The 16,503-nt window shown below is 49.4% G+C and carries 16 protein-coding genes; 10 read left to right on the plus strand and 6 right to left on the minus strand.

What is annotated here, in order from left to right:
* Positions 1-182 precede the first annotated feature (182 nt).
* The gene (locus PsW64_RS27675; protein WP_193757831.1) at positions 183-494 is read left to right on the plus strand and encodes an IS66 family transposase; all 312 of its coding nucleotides are present in this window, start codon (positions 183-185) and stop codon (positions 492-494) included.
* A 124-nt stretch (positions 495-618) separates the two neighbouring features.
* On the opposite strand, the gene PsW64_RS20265 is transcribed toward PsW64_RS27675, so the two are convergent.
* Complete coding sequence (locus tag PsW64_RS20265; protein WP_063304749.1) at positions 619-2,331, minus strand: M10 family metallopeptidase C-terminal domain-containing protein; 1,713 nt, start codon at positions 2,329-2,331, stop codon at positions 619-621.
* 293 nt (positions 2,332-2,624) lie between these two features.
* Positions 2,625-2,816, minus strand: a complete 192-nt coding sequence (locus tag PsW64_RS28360; protein ID WP_082831170.1) for a helix-turn-helix domain-containing protein — start codon at positions 2,814-2,816, stop codon at positions 2,625-2,627.
* Between the two features lie 489 nt (positions 2,817-3,305).
* Here PsW64_RS28360 and PsW64_RS20270 point away from each other — a divergent pair, with 489 nt between their 5' ends.
* Positions 3,306-5,336, plus strand: coding sequence for a methyl-accepting chemotaxis protein (locus PsW64_RS20270; RefSeq protein WP_063304750.1), 2,031 nt, complete (start codon positions 3,306-3,308; stop codon positions 5,334-5,336).
* A 68-nt stretch (positions 5,337-5,404) separates the two neighbouring features.
* Here the strand turns inward: PsW64_RS20270 and PsW64_RS20275 are convergent, their stop codons facing one another.
* Positions 5,405-5,701 (minus strand): hypothetical protein, encoded by a 297-nt coding sequence (locus PsW64_RS20275; protein WP_063291838.1) that lies wholly within the window; start codon positions 5,699-5,701, stop codon positions 5,405-5,407.
* Between the two features lie 303 nt (positions 5,702-6,004).
* Here PsW64_RS20275 and PsW64_RS20280 point away from each other — a divergent pair, with 303 nt between their 5' ends.
* Entirely contained in the window at positions 6,005-7,297 is a 1,293-nt protein-coding gene (locus tag PsW64_RS20280) for an RsmB/NOP family class I SAM-dependent RNA methyltransferase (protein ID WP_063304751.1), read from the plus strand.
* Positions 7,298-7,377: 80 nt separating this feature from the next.
* Here PsW64_RS20280 and PsW64_RS20285 read toward each other — a convergent pair whose 3' ends face one another.
* The gene (locus PsW64_RS20285) at positions 7,378-8,601 is read right to left on the minus strand and encodes a tetratricopeptide repeat protein (RefSeq protein ID WP_063304752.1); all 1,224 of its coding nucleotides are present in this window, start codon (positions 8,599-8,601) and stop codon (positions 7,378-7,380) included.
* Positions 8,602-8,909: 308 nt separating this feature from the next.
* On the opposite strand from PsW64_RS20285, the gene PsW64_RS20290 reads away from it, so the two are divergent.
* The 3 genes from PsW64_RS20290 (at position 8,910) to PsW64_RS20300 (ending at position 11,849) form a co-directional block, all read left to right on the plus strand.
* Positions 8,910-9,404, plus strand: coding sequence for a MarR family winged helix-turn-helix transcriptional regulator (locus PsW64_RS20290; protein ID WP_057460936.1), 495 nt, complete (start codon positions 8,910-8,912; stop codon positions 9,402-9,404).
* Between the two features lie 115 nt (positions 9,405-9,519).
* Complete coding sequence (gene guaA / locus PsW64_RS20295) at positions 9,520-11,070, plus strand: glutamine-hydrolyzing GMP synthase (protein WP_063304753.1); 1,551 nt, start codon at positions 9,520-9,522, stop codon at positions 11,068-11,070.
* Positions 11,071-11,210: 140 nt separating this feature from the next.
* Positions 11,211-11,849 (plus strand): class I SAM-dependent methyltransferase, encoded by a 639-nt coding sequence (locus tag PsW64_RS20300; RefSeq protein WP_063304754.1) that lies wholly within the window; start codon positions 11,211-11,213, stop codon positions 11,847-11,849.
* A 20-nt stretch (positions 11,850-11,869) separates the two neighbouring features.
* Here the strand turns inward: PsW64_RS20300 and PsW64_RS20305 are convergent, their stop codons facing one another.
* Positions 11,870-12,211 carry a TraR/DksA family transcriptional regulator gene (locus PsW64_RS20305; RefSeq protein ID WP_063304999.1) on the minus strand — a complete coding sequence of 114 codons (342 nt, stop codon included), beginning with the start codon at positions 12,209-12,211 and terminating at the stop codon, positions 11,870-11,872.
* Positions 12,212-12,317: 106 nt separating this feature from the next.
* The gene (locus PsW64_RS20310; protein ID WP_057460940.1) at positions 12,318-12,626 is read right to left on the minus strand and encodes a PilZ domain-containing protein; all 309 of its coding nucleotides are present in this window, start codon (positions 12,624-12,626) and stop codon (positions 12,318-12,320) included.
* 278 nt (positions 12,627-12,904) lie between these two features.
* On the opposite strand from PsW64_RS20310, the gene PsW64_RS20315 reads away from it, so the two are divergent.
* The 4 genes from PsW64_RS20315 to PsW64_RS20330 all read left to right on the plus strand — a co-directional run bounded on the left by PsW64_RS20315 (position 12,905) and on the right by PsW64_RS20330 (position 16,475).
* Positions 12,905-13,483, plus strand: coding sequence for an NnrU family protein (locus PsW64_RS20315; protein ID WP_063288433.1), 579 nt, complete (start codon positions 12,905-12,907; stop codon positions 13,481-13,483).
* Between the two features lie 167 nt (positions 13,484-13,650).
* The gene (locus PsW64_RS20320; protein WP_063288434.1) at positions 13,651-14,229 is read left to right on the plus strand and encodes an NnrU family protein; all 579 of its coding nucleotides are present in this window, start codon (positions 13,651-13,653) and stop codon (positions 14,227-14,229) included.
* Positions 14,230-14,456: 227 nt separating this feature from the next.
* Complete coding sequence (locus PsW64_RS20325; protein WP_063291845.1) at positions 14,457-15,128, plus strand: tetratricopeptide repeat protein; 672 nt, start codon at positions 14,457-14,459, stop codon at positions 15,126-15,128.
* Positions 15,129-16,475 carry an outer membrane protein assembly factor BamB family protein gene (locus tag PsW64_RS20330; protein WP_057460944.1) on the plus strand — a complete coding sequence of 449 codons (1,347 nt, stop codon included), beginning with the start codon at positions 15,129-15,131 and terminating at the stop codon, positions 16,473-16,475.
* Positions 16,476-16,503: the final 28 nt, after the last annotated feature.

Genomic DNA, 16,503 nt, shown 5'->3' on the forward strand with positions numbered 1-16,503 from the left:
ATCCAATGAAAACATTATACTTTTTTACACATGGTCGAGATCAGATTTCGTGCTTCTATTTGCCCTAGATAGATGCAAAAACCTCAGCGATATATCTGAGGGGGACAACGGGGACAACTCCATTCCAGGGCCGCTTTGGGCTCAAAATGCCCCTTATCTTATCGGGCGCTTCACATAATCATATGCTGAGAAGAGCTCTTCAGAAAGAGACCGTAGTCTCATCTGCAAAGACTCGCGCAACCCTTGATAGAAGTCGTCGAAGGTCCGCTCATGGCCCTCACGCACGCGCGCTCAAAGCACGGCCTTATCTCGACAACAACACGACCGAGCGGGCAATGAGACCTGTGGCTCTTGGGCGGAAAAATTATCTCTTCATGGGATCAGAAGGTGGCGGCAAAGCTGCGGCAATCGCCTATACCTTCATCGAAACAGCCAAGCTCAACAATGTGGACCCCTCATGCCTGGCTCACGTTGGTTCTGACCTAAGTCGTTGATCACAAGATCACCGACCTCATGCCGTGGTGTTACGCTGCAAAGTCAGCGTAACAGGGCCCATTGCTGGTTGGTAGGTCGCCTTCACCAAACGCTTACCTTACACCCCAATGTTGGGATTCTAAATTATACGAAGATGAAGTCCTCTGCACCAATAAGTGAGAGATCCGTATTTTGTAAAATGATCTCACTATCTCCAAAGGCGACAATGACGTCGGCATCCCTATTGGTCAAAGACAGCTCTGTAAAGGAGTCCGCGCCAAATTCAGAGCCGAGCTGAATAAAGTCAATTGTGTCCTGAAAGTCAGCAATAGTGTCAGTGTCACCTATACTCGTGAAACTAAAGGTATCACGTCCCGCACCACCTTCTAAAAGGTCATCTCCTTGAGCTCCATCAAGGAAATCATCGCCAGAGAAGCCCTGAAGTACATTCTCCAAGGAATTTCCAACCACAGTATCACTGCCAGCGCCACCAGAAGCATTTTCTATCTCAACACCATTGGCGATGGTATACCCTCCGCGCACACCCTCTGCATAGGAGAGTACACCACCGCCTGTGCTGCTGTAATCAAGAGTAGCGGCTACAAGCGAGATATTGACGCTGCTGAAGCCCGTATATGCGATTGTATCGATGCCGCCAGTGTCCCAGATGCACGAATAAAATGTGCCCGAACCGTTAAGTTCTGGTAGGAGATATGTATTGTTATCTATATTCGCGTCTTTTGCTCCGTATTTCTCCTGTAGAAGCGCCAGGTCGAACGCCATAGGGCCCACCGTCGCGCCATAATCACTCGGCCATTCCGGATAAAGCTCTGCATGGCCGACATTATAGCTCATCATGGTATAGATACCTTGATTGAGATTGAAGTCACCATAATCGCCGCGTGAGCTGGAAACCCCGTTCATCACACTGGAACCGCCCCCGGTATCATGAGGGTGCGACATACCCAATCCATGACCAACTTCATGTTGAAACACAAAGTACTCAAGTGAGCCTGGATCCAGATTTGCTAAATTCATATTAGAGGTATTGAAAACGGCTACGCCTGGATTTGCTTCACTCGGAGGATTCATATAGGCATAAGTACTGCCGCCAAAGGCAGATGTTACAAATTTAAACTCTGCATTATTTGAGCTGCTTGCTACCGAAAAAGTGAGATTTGTCCCTTGCGATAAGTCGTTTAACGACGCCATCGCACCATCAATCTGCGCCTGCGTCCAGCCATCTGAACTTTGGCCATCAAAAACTTCACCAGCTTGCGCAAAGTAGACAGAAATATTTGTTGTATCTACAGCTGAACCACCCCAATCGAGCGCATCTAGCGGTGATGGAGGCAAGGTCTCCTCCACACTGACAGTATAACTTCCGGTCTGCCCATCTGAGTAGGCAGCGGCGCTGATGTAAAATCTGCCTGACGTGGATGCCAGGAAGTCTAAAGATGAATTTAAACCAGACCCGCCATCATCGTCAAACGCAACTAGGTTTCCGGAGGCATCGTATATTCTTAAATAAGTATCTGTAACTGGCGCAGCTCCGCTCCCATTAAGGTTGATCGTATAATTTGATCCCGCACTAAGGTCGATCGCCACCCAGTCGCGGTCCCCATTGGTTTCAAGTGTACCTGAAAAGCTATCCCCTGCGGCAATGAGATATTGTGTCGACGGCCCTGCGTCAGCATCTTCTCCCTCATTCAAGACTAGAGTATTTGCTAAGAAGTCCGCCACCTCGACCTGTGTTGTAACCTGATCGGCAGCTGGCGCGCTGAGGGCCGCTTTTTGCTCCGTGATACTTGAGTTGTAGGATATGCTTTCTGCAGTTACATGTAGTTGATTCATCATGCATAATTTACACATTTTCTACATCCTTTAATATAAAAGCAATCATGTAAGTATAAAATTAAATATGATTCTTGCAATATTTAATTGCATAAATAGTATTCATTAATATATTTAATCATTACTTATATTAGGCAGGAGTGTTCTTCGTATATTTTACATGTATGAGTCATTCGGTGTAAGTCTTTGCAGATTTCAGCATTGATTTTCTTAAGTACTTCTAGCGCTTTGGTTTTCCCTGGATTGGCCTCCTTGTTCTGGATGCTGTTTCGCGCGACTGATTGCAGGGGAAGGTTTCAACCTCCCGTGTGCCTGCAGGTGTTTTGGATAAGGTACTCTTGAAGCGCTTCAGTAATGTAGCGTACGGTGCGCCCGATTTTGCAGAACGCAGGTCCCGTTCCCTTGCAGCGCCATATGTTTAGGGTTTGCGGGGGAATTCTCAGGCGGGCTGCGGCTTCTGCTGTGGTGAGAAGTTCGATCGGGTTCATGCGGCTACCCCTTTCAGTTGGAAGTTTGCTCAGCTCTCTTCCATCATCTCCGCCCAGTCCAGAGCGGCCATTTAGATGGTAGGTAAATGATCTGACCTGCAGTGTGGGTGTAATTGCGCTTCTTGGCCTAGTGCTGCAAAGGCGCGTAGCTGAGCTAATATATTAGATTAAATTTCGCCGGCAAAGTAATTTGAAGTATCGAAATGCGTGCCATAGTTGATCTTTTAGATATGTGATGCGTGCATATTGAATATAAATATTCATCTATATCCAGGGTGATCTCACGTAGAGAACTTATTATTGTATATTGGTTGGATATTCGTTTGAGGCAATTAGTTTATATAATGCAATGGTTTAAATAGATATCAGGTGAGTGCGTCAAAATGTATTACTAGATTTCCTTTGAAAAGAACTAGACTTAAGTTGCAGTTAATTATTCAGGGATAGAGAGGTTGAGAATAAATTGAACTAATTCAATGGAAAATAATCATGTCACTGCGCCTAAGGATATTCGCCGCTGCGAATGCCGTGTTTTTGCTTGGCTTTATTGCACTTATCACAGTTGTTTCCGTCCTTATGTCCAATTCCTCAGAAGAGGCCGGTCAGGAATTACTTATTGAGAATGCCCAGGTTCAAGCGGATCTGGCCAATCAAACAATTAGCGAAGCACAAATTATCACGGCAAGTTTTGCAGACCAGCTCGAACAAACATTGCGCCATGCCGATCTAACTCGTGAGCAAATCGCCCAGATCGCCCGAGACTTCTTTGCCAACAATCCGTCCATTGATGGCCTGACCACCTCCTTCGAGCCAAATATGATTGGCGAAGATGCTAGCCACGCTGGTCAGGATTATTCCGGAAAAACCGGCCGTTTCTCACCTTACTTCTCTCGCAAGGATGGCAAGGTTGGGTGGCGTATTGCAGGTGCGGACGAAGCTGATGCTGATAGCTGGTATGGTCTTCCGCTCAGACTGGGTCACGACGTTGTCACACCGCCGTACAGCTTTGAATCACAAGGGGACACCGTAATGGCTGTCTCCATGTCGTCACCTGTCTTCAATGGCAATGGTAATGCAATTGGTGTCATCACTGGCGACGTGTTCCTTAACGGCTTGATCGCAAGTCTGGAAGCTTCCAGAAAATTCAAAAGTGGGTTTGTCGGCCTCGTTAGCAACGATAGCAAATGGGTAGCTCACTCCAATTCGGAGTTGAAAGGCGAAGAAATTCCAGCAGAGATAGCTCAACTTCTCACTGAGGCAGGTACGCAGCCAACTGTTGTTGAGCTTGGTGATAAGGAAATAGCGAGCTATCCGCTGACACTGCGTGGTACAGAGCAGGTCTGGTCCGCAATTGTCTCCGTGGATAAGTCAGAACTGCTCGCAGCTGCCAACGCAACACGAAACAACGCTGTTATTACGGCGCTTATCTGTCTTGCCTTTGGTGTCGTCGTTCTCTGGTTCGTTGGCTCCTCCATTGCAAGACCTGTTGTCGGTATCACTGCACGGATGAACTCTCTGACAAAGGGCAATGTAGATGAGCCTGTTGCCTTCACTGACCGTAAAGACGAGATCGGACAGATGGCGAAGGCTTTGGAAGTCTTTGTCAGCAATGCAGTTGAGCGCCTGAATCTGCAAAGTGAATCCGAGCAGGAGCAGGAAGCCCGTGCACTTCGCCAAAAGCATATTGATGAGCTCATTACGGACTTTGATGATACCATTCAGGAAAGTCTGACGACAGTCGCGGATAACTCAACTGAAATGGAAGTCTCTGCCAAGGCACTGACGGGCATCGCTGAGCATGCCACTGAGCAATCAACAACGGCTGCCGCCTCTTCTGAGGAAGCGTCTACCAATGTACAAACGGTAGCGTCGGCAGCAGAAGAACTGGCTGCATCCATTGATGAGATCAGTCGCCAGGTCGGTCAGACTCAGAAAGTCGTCGCAGATGCTACATCTACGGCCCAGGTCACAAATGATAAAGTCTCCAGTCTGGATAGTGCTGCGCAGCGTATTGGCGAAGTGGTCACACTCATCCAAGCGATCGCAGAGCAAACCAACTTGTTGGCTCTGAATGCGACCATTGAGGCAGCTCGTGCCGGCGAAGCTGGCAAGGGCTTTGCTGTTGTTGCAGCTGAAGTGAAAGAGTTGGCCAATCAGACCTCAAAGGCGACCGAAGAAATCTCCAGCCAGATTGTAGGCATTCAGAATTCGTCTCAGGAAGCCGTTGGCGCAATCAGTGCAATCACCAAAACCATGTCTGACGTCAATGATATCACAGCAACTATCGCAGCTGCTGTTGAGCAGCAGGGGGCAGCAACCACTGAGATTAGTGAGAACGTGCAGCAAGCAGCTGTAGGCACTCAAAATGTTGCTGAAAGCATGGCGGGTGTATCATCTGCCGCATCAGAAACCAGCGCAACTGCAAGTCAGGTTCTGTCATCCTCTCAGATCCTGAATAAACAGGCAGACCTGTTGCGGGACAATATTGCAAGCTTCTTGCGCAATGTAAAAAGCGCCTGATAACAATCAAATGCTAATATTTAGATGGCTCATTCCGGTTTCGGGTGAGCCATTTTTTTATGTCGCAGCTAACGGTGAATTCTGAGAGTGAAGAAGCTCAGGATGCTTAAATATGTCAAAAGGCACACCACTGAGTAATACCATGTTGCCGAGACAGAAAATGCCAGTTCCAGAAGAGCAAGGCATCCCAGTGTCAGGACCGAAGAGAGCAATGCATCCATTGTAAATGCGCCTGCTGCAAACACATAGTGGTTCTGCTTCAAACCAACTGATGAGTTGGATGCAATCGAAGCACCGATGAGGTCTGCTTTCAGGAAATACAATATTGCATTGCCAAGCAGAAAGATGGAGACCTGATAAAACATGAAACGCAACACGCATTGTTTACAGTGATCTGATGAGTTGCGAGGCAGTATCTGCGTTTTTATTAAAATACGCTATGTGTCATGAGGTAGCGGAAGCAGGCCGTAAATATCTGTATTTTTACTGTTATCTGCTAAATTCAACATATATGAGTTATGCAACAACCAAGAAATTGTTGAATGAGTTGATGTGAGGTTTGCCTCACACATGCTATGCACTATTGAAAAGCCTTGAGTATTGGCATACACGCTGCAAAGCCAAACAAATAAATCGTAAAATAGAATTCACGGAATTAAGGATCATTCATGCGCGACGGTGGACGAATTGCGGCTGCAATTGAAGTGCTGACAGAGATTAATGAGCGCCGCCGTCCTGTGCAGGAAGCCCTGAAGGACTGGGGCAACAAGCATAGGTTTGCGGGATCCGGTGATCGGGTTGCTATCGGCAATCTGGTTTTTGATGCGCTGCGCCACAAACTCTCCCATGCTCAGGCGATGGGATCTGACAGTGCGCGCGCGCTTGTTTTGGCAACCTACATCTGGGGCTGGTGCAATCAGGTGGAAAAGCTGGAGCAGGTGATGGAAGAAGACCGTCACGCACCAGAACCGCTTTCCGACGCTGAACGTGACGCATTGATTGAAAACAAGCAAGTCGGCGATAACGACCAGATCTCAGCAAATGTTCCAGAATGGCTCTGGCCGCACTTTCAGGATAACTTTGGTGACGAGACGCTGGCCGTTGGGCGTTCTCTTTCTGAACGTGCGCCGATTGATATGCGGGTAAACACGGTCAAAAGCTCGCAGGAAAAAGTCCTCAAGCGTTTGTCTCACCTTAATCCAGAAGTAAGTGGCTTGTCTCCTGTAGGCGTTCGTCTTGAACCTGTAATTGGGCCGCGCAAATCACCTCACGTTCAGGCCGAAGAGAGCTTTCGCAAAGGCTGGTTTGAATTGCAGGATGAGGCCTCTCAGATCGCATCTATCCTGTCAGGTGCTCAGCCGGGTGAACAGGTTTTGGATCTATGTGCAGGTGGGGGCGGTAAAAGCCTCGCTTTGGCTGCGCAGATGCAGAACAAAGGACAGATCTACGCTTATGATGCCCATAAGACGCGTCTAGCGCCACTTTATGACCGTATGGCCCGCGCAGGGGTGCGAAATATCCAGACGATTGACCCGCAAACCGGCTCTCTTGATATCTGCGAAGGCAAGATGGATCGCGTGTTCGTGGATGCGCCTTGTTCAGGTACTGGTGTATGGCGTCGTCGTCCAGATACCAAGTGGCGTGTAACAGAAAACGCTCTGAATGGACGTGTTGAAGATCAAGCTCAGGTTCTGGAAACTGCGACACGCTTTGTGCGTTCAGGTGGCAAGCTGATTTATGCAACTTGCTCTTTGGTGCCAGCGGAAAATCAGCTGCAAGTCAAAGCGTTCCTTGAAAAGCACGCTGACTTCAAGCTTGTTGATCTTGCGCCGGTTTGGGAAGAGCATTTTGGTGCAATAGCATCCCGTCGTCCACTGTTTAAGGATGGCGGTATGATCACTCTGACGCCTTATCATACCGGTACTGATGGCTTCTTCATCGCGATGATGGAACGTAATTGATATCAGCACCTTGGCTTAAACAAAAAAGCATGTCGCATATGAAATGCGACATGCTTCGAAACGGCAAACAAACCATGTGATTAGCTGGAGGCTTTCTCTTCAAGCTCATCAGGTACCTCAGATTTACCCTTGACGACATCTTCCGCCAGCTCTTCAGAAGCGGCATTTTCACTCTGTGCCTCAAATACGCTTTCACCGGCCTCTTCCAAAGCTCTGGCTTCTATGCTTTTGCTGTGCTCTGAAGGCTCAGGCGTAACTTTCTCCTCGCGAATAGGCCGTTCATAACCTTGCTCAGCAAGATATTCGACCTCTTTGATCGCTGCTTCGGTTGCCTCCAAAAACTGACTGTTTCTGGATGAAGAGGTCAAGACATCGCGAGCGGCATCAGTGGCACCAGCTGCTGCAAGAGCTGCGCCAAGTGCGTTGCTGACTTGCTTATTGCCTGGTGCAAGCCGCCATGCAGCAGCCGCGTGATAAACTCCGGCATAAACAAGACCAAGTTTGCGCTTGCCAATGCTCAGATGAACGAGCGCAGCCGCGTTCTCAGGCTCACACGCATGAGCCAGCTCAAAGCTCTCTACAGCACTGGAGGTGTTTTCTTCCAGCAAGTAAGCGTGCCCCATTGCGACAAGCACTTCGACATTGCGGGGCTGCAGGTCATGAGCCTTGTCCAGATGTGCCAGTGCTTCCTCACTCTTTTTACGAATGATGAGTAGCTTTGCGAGGCCAACCAGAGCAGGCACATATTGTGAGTCAACTCTGAGCGCAGCCCGATAGTTCAGGGTTGCCGCTTCCGCCTTGGTCTCCGCACTCAAAGCATCGCCAAGAAGTGAAAGAGCAGGGGCACTGTTTGGGATCAGTTGAACAAGGCGTCGGGCATACGGTTCTGCTTCTGCATGCCCATGCATCTTGATCAAAATGGTTGCAAGCCCATAAAGCGCATTCCGGTTCTCCGGCTCAGCTTCCACCACCGCATCAAAGGCTTCTTTAGCTTGTTCCAGATACCCCAGCAAAAGCAGCGCATTACCCATGTTGGAGCGTGCAGCCAAGTGTTCTGGCTTCATGAACAACACTTTACGCAAATGGGCGACAGATTCCCGCAAATCTCCATTGCGCAACATAATCGTTGCCATCTTGAAAAGAAGCTCGACATCATCAGGGTAGCGTCCAACAAGATCCTGATAGACTGGGATCACTTCATCAAAGCGCTCGTCCTGTTCCAAGTAGGCAATAGCATCAAGTGCAGCATTGATTTTTTCTTGCCGGGCGTTAGTGTCCGGTGTACCGCGCAGTGTCTCTGTCATCTTTTACGGACCCCCTCGTTGGGCAGTGCCGCCCGTAGATCCATTCGGATGGACCTGCTGACAGGCAATTCTGCGAATCAAATTCGTATCTATGCACGATGAAGCCTAAGCGGTTGGCAAATCAGCGTCAAAGGTGGAACGGGTTGATCCTGAAGGAAGGCGTGGATAGATGATATTGAACGCATCAAAACCACATTCAGGGGCTAGTGCCTGGGAAAAATCACCAATATTCAAGACAGCTTAACCATTTTCCGTTTTCTTATCGGTCAATGGAATGAAGCAAAGCATCCGACGCAGGGCAAAGGGTTATGGCGGAGAAATACCGTGCGAAAATAACGACACAGGCAAGTTTGTTTGAAGACGAACATAACGTCGAGTTGTTGAACTATTTGCCTCTGCGCATCATCGCGACTGGCCGCTTTATTGAGCGCCGGCTTTCCGAACATTTACAGAAGCAATATGGTTTATCGCTTCCCTCGTGGCTCGTGTTGAGTGCACTGGAGCGGATGGGTGCTGTGTCTGTACGGGAGTTGGGGCCAGTTATTGGATTGGATACGGTGGCTGTATCGCGTGCTGTAAAGCGCCTGTCAGAAGCAAATCTCATCAAAAAACATGAGCACCCTCGAGACCGTCGCCTTGTCCGTTTGAACTTGGCAGAAGATGGACGCGTTGTTTTGCGAGCTCTTGAGGCCCAACTCGAACAGCTTGAGAAGAATCTACTGCCGCAGTTAGATGTGCAGGAGCGCATCAGATTGGGGCAAATGATGAGCCGTATCGAAGAACACGAGCAGTCGATATTGTAGCTGACTGGACCTTCGGACAAAGCACACAGAAAAACATCATCTGCCCTTAACGGAACCGCGATTTTTCCGCGTAAAAGACCTTTCCAAATCAATGCGCACAGAGTAGAAGCTGCGCATGACAGACCGCATCCTCATTATTGATTTTGGTTCTCAGGTCACTCAGCTGATCGCGCGCCGTGTGCGCGAGTCTGGTGTGTACTCCGAGATCGTTCCGTTCCAGTCTGCAGAAGCTGCTTTTAAGGAGATGAATCCAAAGGCGGTGATCCTGTCAGGTGGTCCGGCATCCACGACTGAAATGGGGAGCCCACGCGCACCCCAGATCGTATTTGAGGCTGGTATTCCTGTCCTCGGAATTTGTTATGGTCAGATGACCCTTTGTGTCCAGAATGGCGGCAAAGCGGAAGGCTCTGATCATCGCGAGTTTGGCCGCGCCTTCCTTGAAATTAAAGGGAAAAGCCCACTATTTGATGGGGTTTGGGACGAAATTGGCTCCAAACATCAGGTTTGGATGAGCCATGGTGACCGTGTTGTCGAGCTGCCCGAAGGTTTTGAGGCAATTGCAACCTCTGAAGGTGCACCATTTGCTGCTTATGCAAATGAAGCCAAAAAGCAATACGGTGTTATGTTCCACCCAGAAGTGGTTCACACTCCCGATGGTGCGAAGCTCATCGAGAACTTTACGCATAAGATTGCAGGTTGTTCAGGCGACTGGACAATGGCTGAATACCGCCAGCAGGCGGTAGAGAGTATTCGTCAGCAAGTTGGCGACAAAAAAGTCATCTGCGGCCTGTCCGGTGGTGTTGACAGTTCTGTTGCTGCAGTGCTGATCCATGAAGCAATCGGCGACCAGCTCACTTGTATCTATGTTGATCACGGTTTGATGCGCATGGGTGAAACGGAGCAGGTTCTATCCATGTTCCGAGATCACTACAACATCCCGCTGGTACATGTGGATGCTGCTGATCTGTTCATTGGTCAGCTGGAAGGCGAGAGTGATCCGGAAGTCAAACGCAAGACCATCGGCAGGCTCTTCATTGAAGTGTTCGAAGACGAAGCGAAAAAGCTTGGCGGCGCAGACTTCCTCGCACAGGGCACGTTGTATCCTGATGTGATTGAGAGTGTTTCCTTCACGGGCGGTCCATCCGTGACCATCAAGTCACACCACAACGTGGGCGGCTTGCCAGAGCGCATGAACATGCAGCTGGTTGAGCCACTTCGTGAACTGTTCAAAGACGAAGTTCGTGACCTTGGTCGTGAGCTTGGTTTGCCAGACAGCTTCATTGGACGCCATCCATTCCCTGGTCCGGGTCTTGCGATCCGCTGTCCGGGTGGTATCACCCGTGAGAAACTGGATATCCTGCGTCAGGCAGATGCCATCTATCTGGATGAAATCCGCAAAGCTGGTCTCTACGACGCTATCTGGCAGGCATTCGCTGTTCTGCTGCCAGTTCAAACCGTTGGCGTTATGGGCGATGGTCGTACCTACGAGTTCGTCTGTGCCTTGCGTGCAGTGACCTCGGTTGATGGCATGACAGCAGATTTCTATCACTATGACATGGAATTCCTTGGGCGGGCTGCAACCCGCATCATCAACGAAGTCCGCGGTATCAACCGCGTCGTCTATGATGTGACCTCAAAGCCTCCGGGAACCATTGAGTGGGAATAAACTCATCAGAAACCGGGGAGGGCAACTTTCCCGGTTTTTTCTTGTCAAGAGACCAATGCGGCTTCTAATTTTGCATGGATTTCTAATTTTATAAGTTCGTTCATACTGTTTGATGTTTTGGAATTTGGGGGCAGTCGTCAATGGATCTACCTGATGCGGAGTTATATCTAACTGAACAGCATAGAGAACTCTTGCTTTGCCAGCGAACCGATTTGATTGGCAAGGATGAAGACGCAGTCCTTGGTCTATACCGAAAACACATCGCCAAAGCTGTTCGAATGTTGAAGGATCACGTCCCGGATCTTGCTGCGAAAGGGCGATTCCTGGATATCGGCTGCGGCCTCGGATTTGGCCTGCTCGTTTTAAAGGAGCTTTATGGGGCGGATCATTGTTTCGTCGGCTTAGACAAAGATGGCAAAGACACAGAAATCAAATATGGTTTTAAGCTTCATGCAGAAATATACAACGACCTGACGCGCACAGCCGAGAATTTGCAGCTCAATGGGATTGCACCTGAAAACGTCAGTCTTATCAATCTGGATCATAACGCGTTTCCTGATGGTACTTTTGATGTCGTTGTGTCTTTTCTCGCTTATGGTTGGCATTTTCCAATTTCAACGTATTTTGAAACATTGAAGCAAGTTACCAGAAAACAGAGCATCATCTACCTCGACCTACGCCGTAAGACAGACGGCCTCTCAATGATGGCTTCAGAGTTTGATCTTGTCTGGGCAAGAGAAAATAAGAAGGGTGTCAGTACAATTTGGCGAGCGCGTTAGAGGTAGTCTGAGCGTCAAGGCTACCCAAACAACTTCGCGCAGCTGATGCAATAAAGAGCGGCTGGGTCTACGCGCAGTCGGGCTTCGGGAATGTCGTCTCCGCATTCAAGGCAGAAGCCGTACTCCTCCTCTTTGATCCGCTGCAGGGCGCTATCGATCCGCTGAAGTTCTCTGGCGCGTTGGCGGTCATTGGCTTGAGCCATCGCTTGCCGTTGCATAGCGTCCATGCGGGAGAGGCGGCCAACGGACTGTTGGTCAAGCGCAACCGTTGCACGGTCTCCCTCAGAGATAGCAGTGAGTTCTGTCAGTTCCGCCTTTCGTGCAAGAAGTAACGTCTCTGCATCATTGAGAGCCAGTGTCATCAGATCATCTCCCGCCCAAACCGTCAGGTAACCAGTATGAGCGCGAATTGAGAAACTGTGCAAGCAAAACAAAACGCCCAACATAGTGGGCGTTTAAGGGAGTGGACTAGATTTTCATCAGGCTGGAAACAGTTTCTTTTTCGCCCACAAACTCTACACCCAGTGTATCCGCTGTCCTCCAGCGGACTTCGGTTTGCACGCGCTGGCGCAGGTGAACCAGATAGAGTGTAAACTCATCGGGAATATCGATCGTTGTTTCCATCTTCAAGCGGGCACCAAAATCGGACAAATCTCGAATAACACAGTCGAAAACCATCGACTGGCTCGCGAAAACAATGCGCCCTTCCTTAAGCGTACGCCGACGGCGAACGCGGCGACGTTCACTAGTTTCTGTTGCACTGTCACTTTCGGACATAGAACTTTCCAGGCACTGTTTCTGTTTGTGAAACCTTAGATCTTGCGCAAATATAGGAGTCAAACAGTCAAGTTATGATATATGCAGATAAACAACTCACCCTGATTTAGCGAGAAAAGCAGCATGAGCTCAAGGGTTCTGCGAAAAAGAATTGGGTAAATGTATAAAACACCTTACGCAGCGACGGTCAGGCTTATTGATATTTCACCGCGTATGGTCACAGTGCACAAGCCTATCTAAGGGCTTTAACGTAAAATACAAATCTAAAGGGTCACTCGATGACGCTGTTATTAGTTGGGCTATTCATCTTTCTGGGAATTCACTTCGTCCCATCTTTTCCTGGGTTTCGTGACTCAGTCGTTCAGCGCATTGGACTGAATCCATACCGGGCGATCTACTCACTGATCGTGCTGACAGGCCTTTTTTCCATGATCTACGGCTTCGTTCTGGCGCGTGAGGAAGATCTGTTTCCGCTGTACGTAACGCCATTCTGGCTACGTCATCTGGCTATGACATTGCTCTTACCAGTCTTCATTCTGGTTTTTGCGAAATTTATTCGCGGTAATATCGCCAAGTGGACCAAAGACCCCGTTATTCTGGCGGTAAAGATCTGGGCAATCTCCCATTTACTGGTCAATGGTGAGCCATATTCTGTTGCTTTGTTCGGTGGCTTTCTTGTCTGGGCGATCTGGGCGCGGATCTCTCTGAAGAAGTTTGATCGCAAAAACACTGCAGTCGAAGAATTCCCACACGCTCTGCGCAATGACATCATCAGCGTTGTGTTGGGCATGCTCCTCTACGGATTGTTTGTCTGGAAACTACACGAACTGCTGATCGGTATGCCGATCCTGACCTAGGCAAGCTCTCAAATCGGGAGATTTCAGCAAAACCGCGTGCGTGACTGATCAGTCACGCACGCGGTTTTGCTTTAAGCTGAGTATTTTGCGTGACCCAAAGATTGTTTTGCAATTAAGAACTCTGTGAAATACCTTTGCCCTCAATTGATCTTGGGGGAGAGCAATTCATGACATTATTGATTTCAGGTCTCACCGCATTTTTTGCGGTGCATTTGATCCCTTCGTTTTCAGGGCTTCGGGAGGGTTTGGTTCAACGTCTTTCGTTTAACGGCTATCGCGGGCTGTACACACTCATCTCATTGGGTGGATTGGTTGCAATCGTCTACGGCTTCGGTGCCGCTTGGAATGGTGATTATGCGCCTTGGTATGTCGCACCAAGCTGGGGCCGCCACGTCACCATGCTGTTGATGCTGCCTGTTTTCCCACTCTTCTTTGCCTCTCAATTGAAAGGCAATATTACACGCGTCACCAAACACCCGTTGATCAATGCAACCAAGCTTTGGGCGGTTGCTCACCTGTTTGCGAACGGAGAGCCTTACTCCGTGATACTGTTCGGCTCGTTTTTAATCTGGGCAATTCTTGTAAGAATTACGATTGCTCGCCGCGAGCGTATCAACCCGCCAAGCCGAGACTATCCAAACGCAACGCGAAACGATGTGATTTCCGTGGGTCTTGGTTTGATTTTCTACGGCCTGTTCGTGTGGAAATTACATGCAATTTTGATTGGGGTGCCGATCATAACTTGACCTTTTGCATGAGGTAAGGTTTCAAGACAGACATCAAAGTGGTCTCTCTCGGCAATTACACTTGTAAATGTTGGCAGGGAAAACTCTTTCATTGCCCTAATAAAGCCACTAATCGGTTGAAAGAGGTAGAGAAAGAGGTTTGCCTGCGGCTCTCTTAGTTTTAATGTGACGCCGCCCATTGGGATACCACGAACCTAAGAATCGTTGCTGCAGGAACATTTGAAATTATGTCCGACATTTTTCGCGAAGTCGATGAAGAAGTAAGAAGCGACCAGTTTTCAAAGCTTTGGAAGCGCTTTGCTCCGGTTGTATACCTGACAGCAGGTCTTATCGTTGTAGGTACCGCAGGTTTTCGCGGCTATGAGTACTGGCAGAACAAACAGTCTCAGGCAGCAGGCACTGAATTTCTGGAGGCTATCAAGCTTTCAGACGCAGGCAACTACACCGAAGCGCAGGCAGCTTTCGTTTCCATGGAAGGCAGTATTGGCGGTTATCCTATGATGGCCAAGATGCGCATTGGAACCGAGTTGGCGCTGGAAGGTAAACCTGACGAAGCCATCAAGGCTTTTGAAGCGGTCGCCGCTGACAGTGCGACACCAATCATTTACAAGGGTCTCGCCAACATCCGGGCTGCTTATCTGCTGCTGGATAACGGCGACCTTGCTGCGGTGAAAAAACACACAGAAGTACTGGCTGTTGCTGGTAACACATGGCGTTTTTCTGCTTTGGAAATTCTGGGTGCAGCTGAGTACAAGGCTGGTAATCTGGATGCAGCTCGCACGCGCTTCAGCGAAATTGTGAATGATGCAGCTGCTCCGTCAGATGTTTCCGGACGCGCACAAATTTATCTTGAACTAATTACCTCTGCATTGGGCAAAGACGAAAAGGGGACTGAATAAGTGAGCGAGACCAAAAGAAAGTCTTGGAAGGCTTTGATTGGAACCGGCGCACTTGCGCTGACGCTGGCTGGTTGTTCTTCTCTTTCCAGTCTAAATCCATTCGGCGGCGATGATGAGTTTCTTGAGGGAGACCGTCAGCCACTGTATCAAGGCGCATTAAAGCCATCTGCAACAGGTGGAGATGCCAAGATCGGTGCGGCGACAGGTGGGTCAACCTGGCCAACCGCTGCTGGTCCTAAGAGCAATGATCCGGGCAACATCGCAATCAATGTGAGCGGTGGTGTTGCATGGTCGTCGAGCATCGGTCAGGTCCGTTCTCCCGGCTTCTTTGGTATCGGCTCCAGCAACCCGCGCACCGCTGCGCGTCCGGTTTCTGATGGCCAGCGCATCTACGTCTATAAGTCAGATGGCAATCTCGTTGCTCTGACAACTGGTGGCGCCAAGGTCTTCACAAAGAACCTGGGTCTGGAAGGCGAGAATGAAGTTGCCGCAGGTGGTGGTGTCGTGCTTGACGGCGGCAAGATCTTTGTCGCAACCGCATACCGCAATGTTTATGCACTTGATAAAGGTGGCAACGTCCTTTGGACCAAGCAACTGGAAACACCGGTTCGCGGTGCGCCAGCAGCGGCTAATGGTAAAGTTGTCGTTGTAACTCAAGACAATGAAGTGATCGGCCTCAACCAGTCAGATGGGGAACAGGCATGGTCATTCGCTGGCATTGCAGAGCAAGCAGGCCTGCTTTCCTCTGCAAATCCGGCAATTTCAGGCAACACTGTTGTTGTGCCGTTTTCCTCAGGCGAGGTTATGGCACTTGACATTAACAGCGGTGAGCCTAAATGGATCGATACCGTTGCACGGTCCTTCCGTACACGCGCGCTCTCTGGCCTGACAGATGTTTCTGCAAGCCCGGTCATTGAAGGCAATAAGGTTATTGCAACCTCCGTTGCTGGACGCACACTGGGCATTGCTCTGAAAGATGGCGAGCGTTTGTGGGAGGCTGATTTTGGTGCCGTACATACTCCGGTTGTTTCTGGCGGTACGGTATTCTTGATCGGCTTGGATGATAAATTGCATGCAATCTCAAGCAAGACCGGCAACCTTATCTGGAGTGCCAAGTTGCCAACTGGCGAAAGTGACGCCAAGAATGTCAACTGGGCAGGTCCAATTCTGGCTAACGGCCAGCTGATCGCCATGTCCAGCAACGGTTATCTTGCATCTGTGAATGCAAAAACCGGTCAGGCATCCGCATCGCGGAAAGTGACCAGTGGCGTATTTGTATCACCAATTGTTGCTGGTGGACGCATGGTCGTCCTTACCAGTGACGGAGCGGTTGCAGCGCTGAACTAAACGTATTCCACAGAAAGTGGATACCGGT

The sequence above is a fragment of the Pseudovibrio sp. W64 genome (assembly GCF_001623145.1).
GTDB lineage: Bacteria > Pseudomonadota > Alphaproteobacteria > Rhizobiales > Stappiaceae > Pseudovibrio.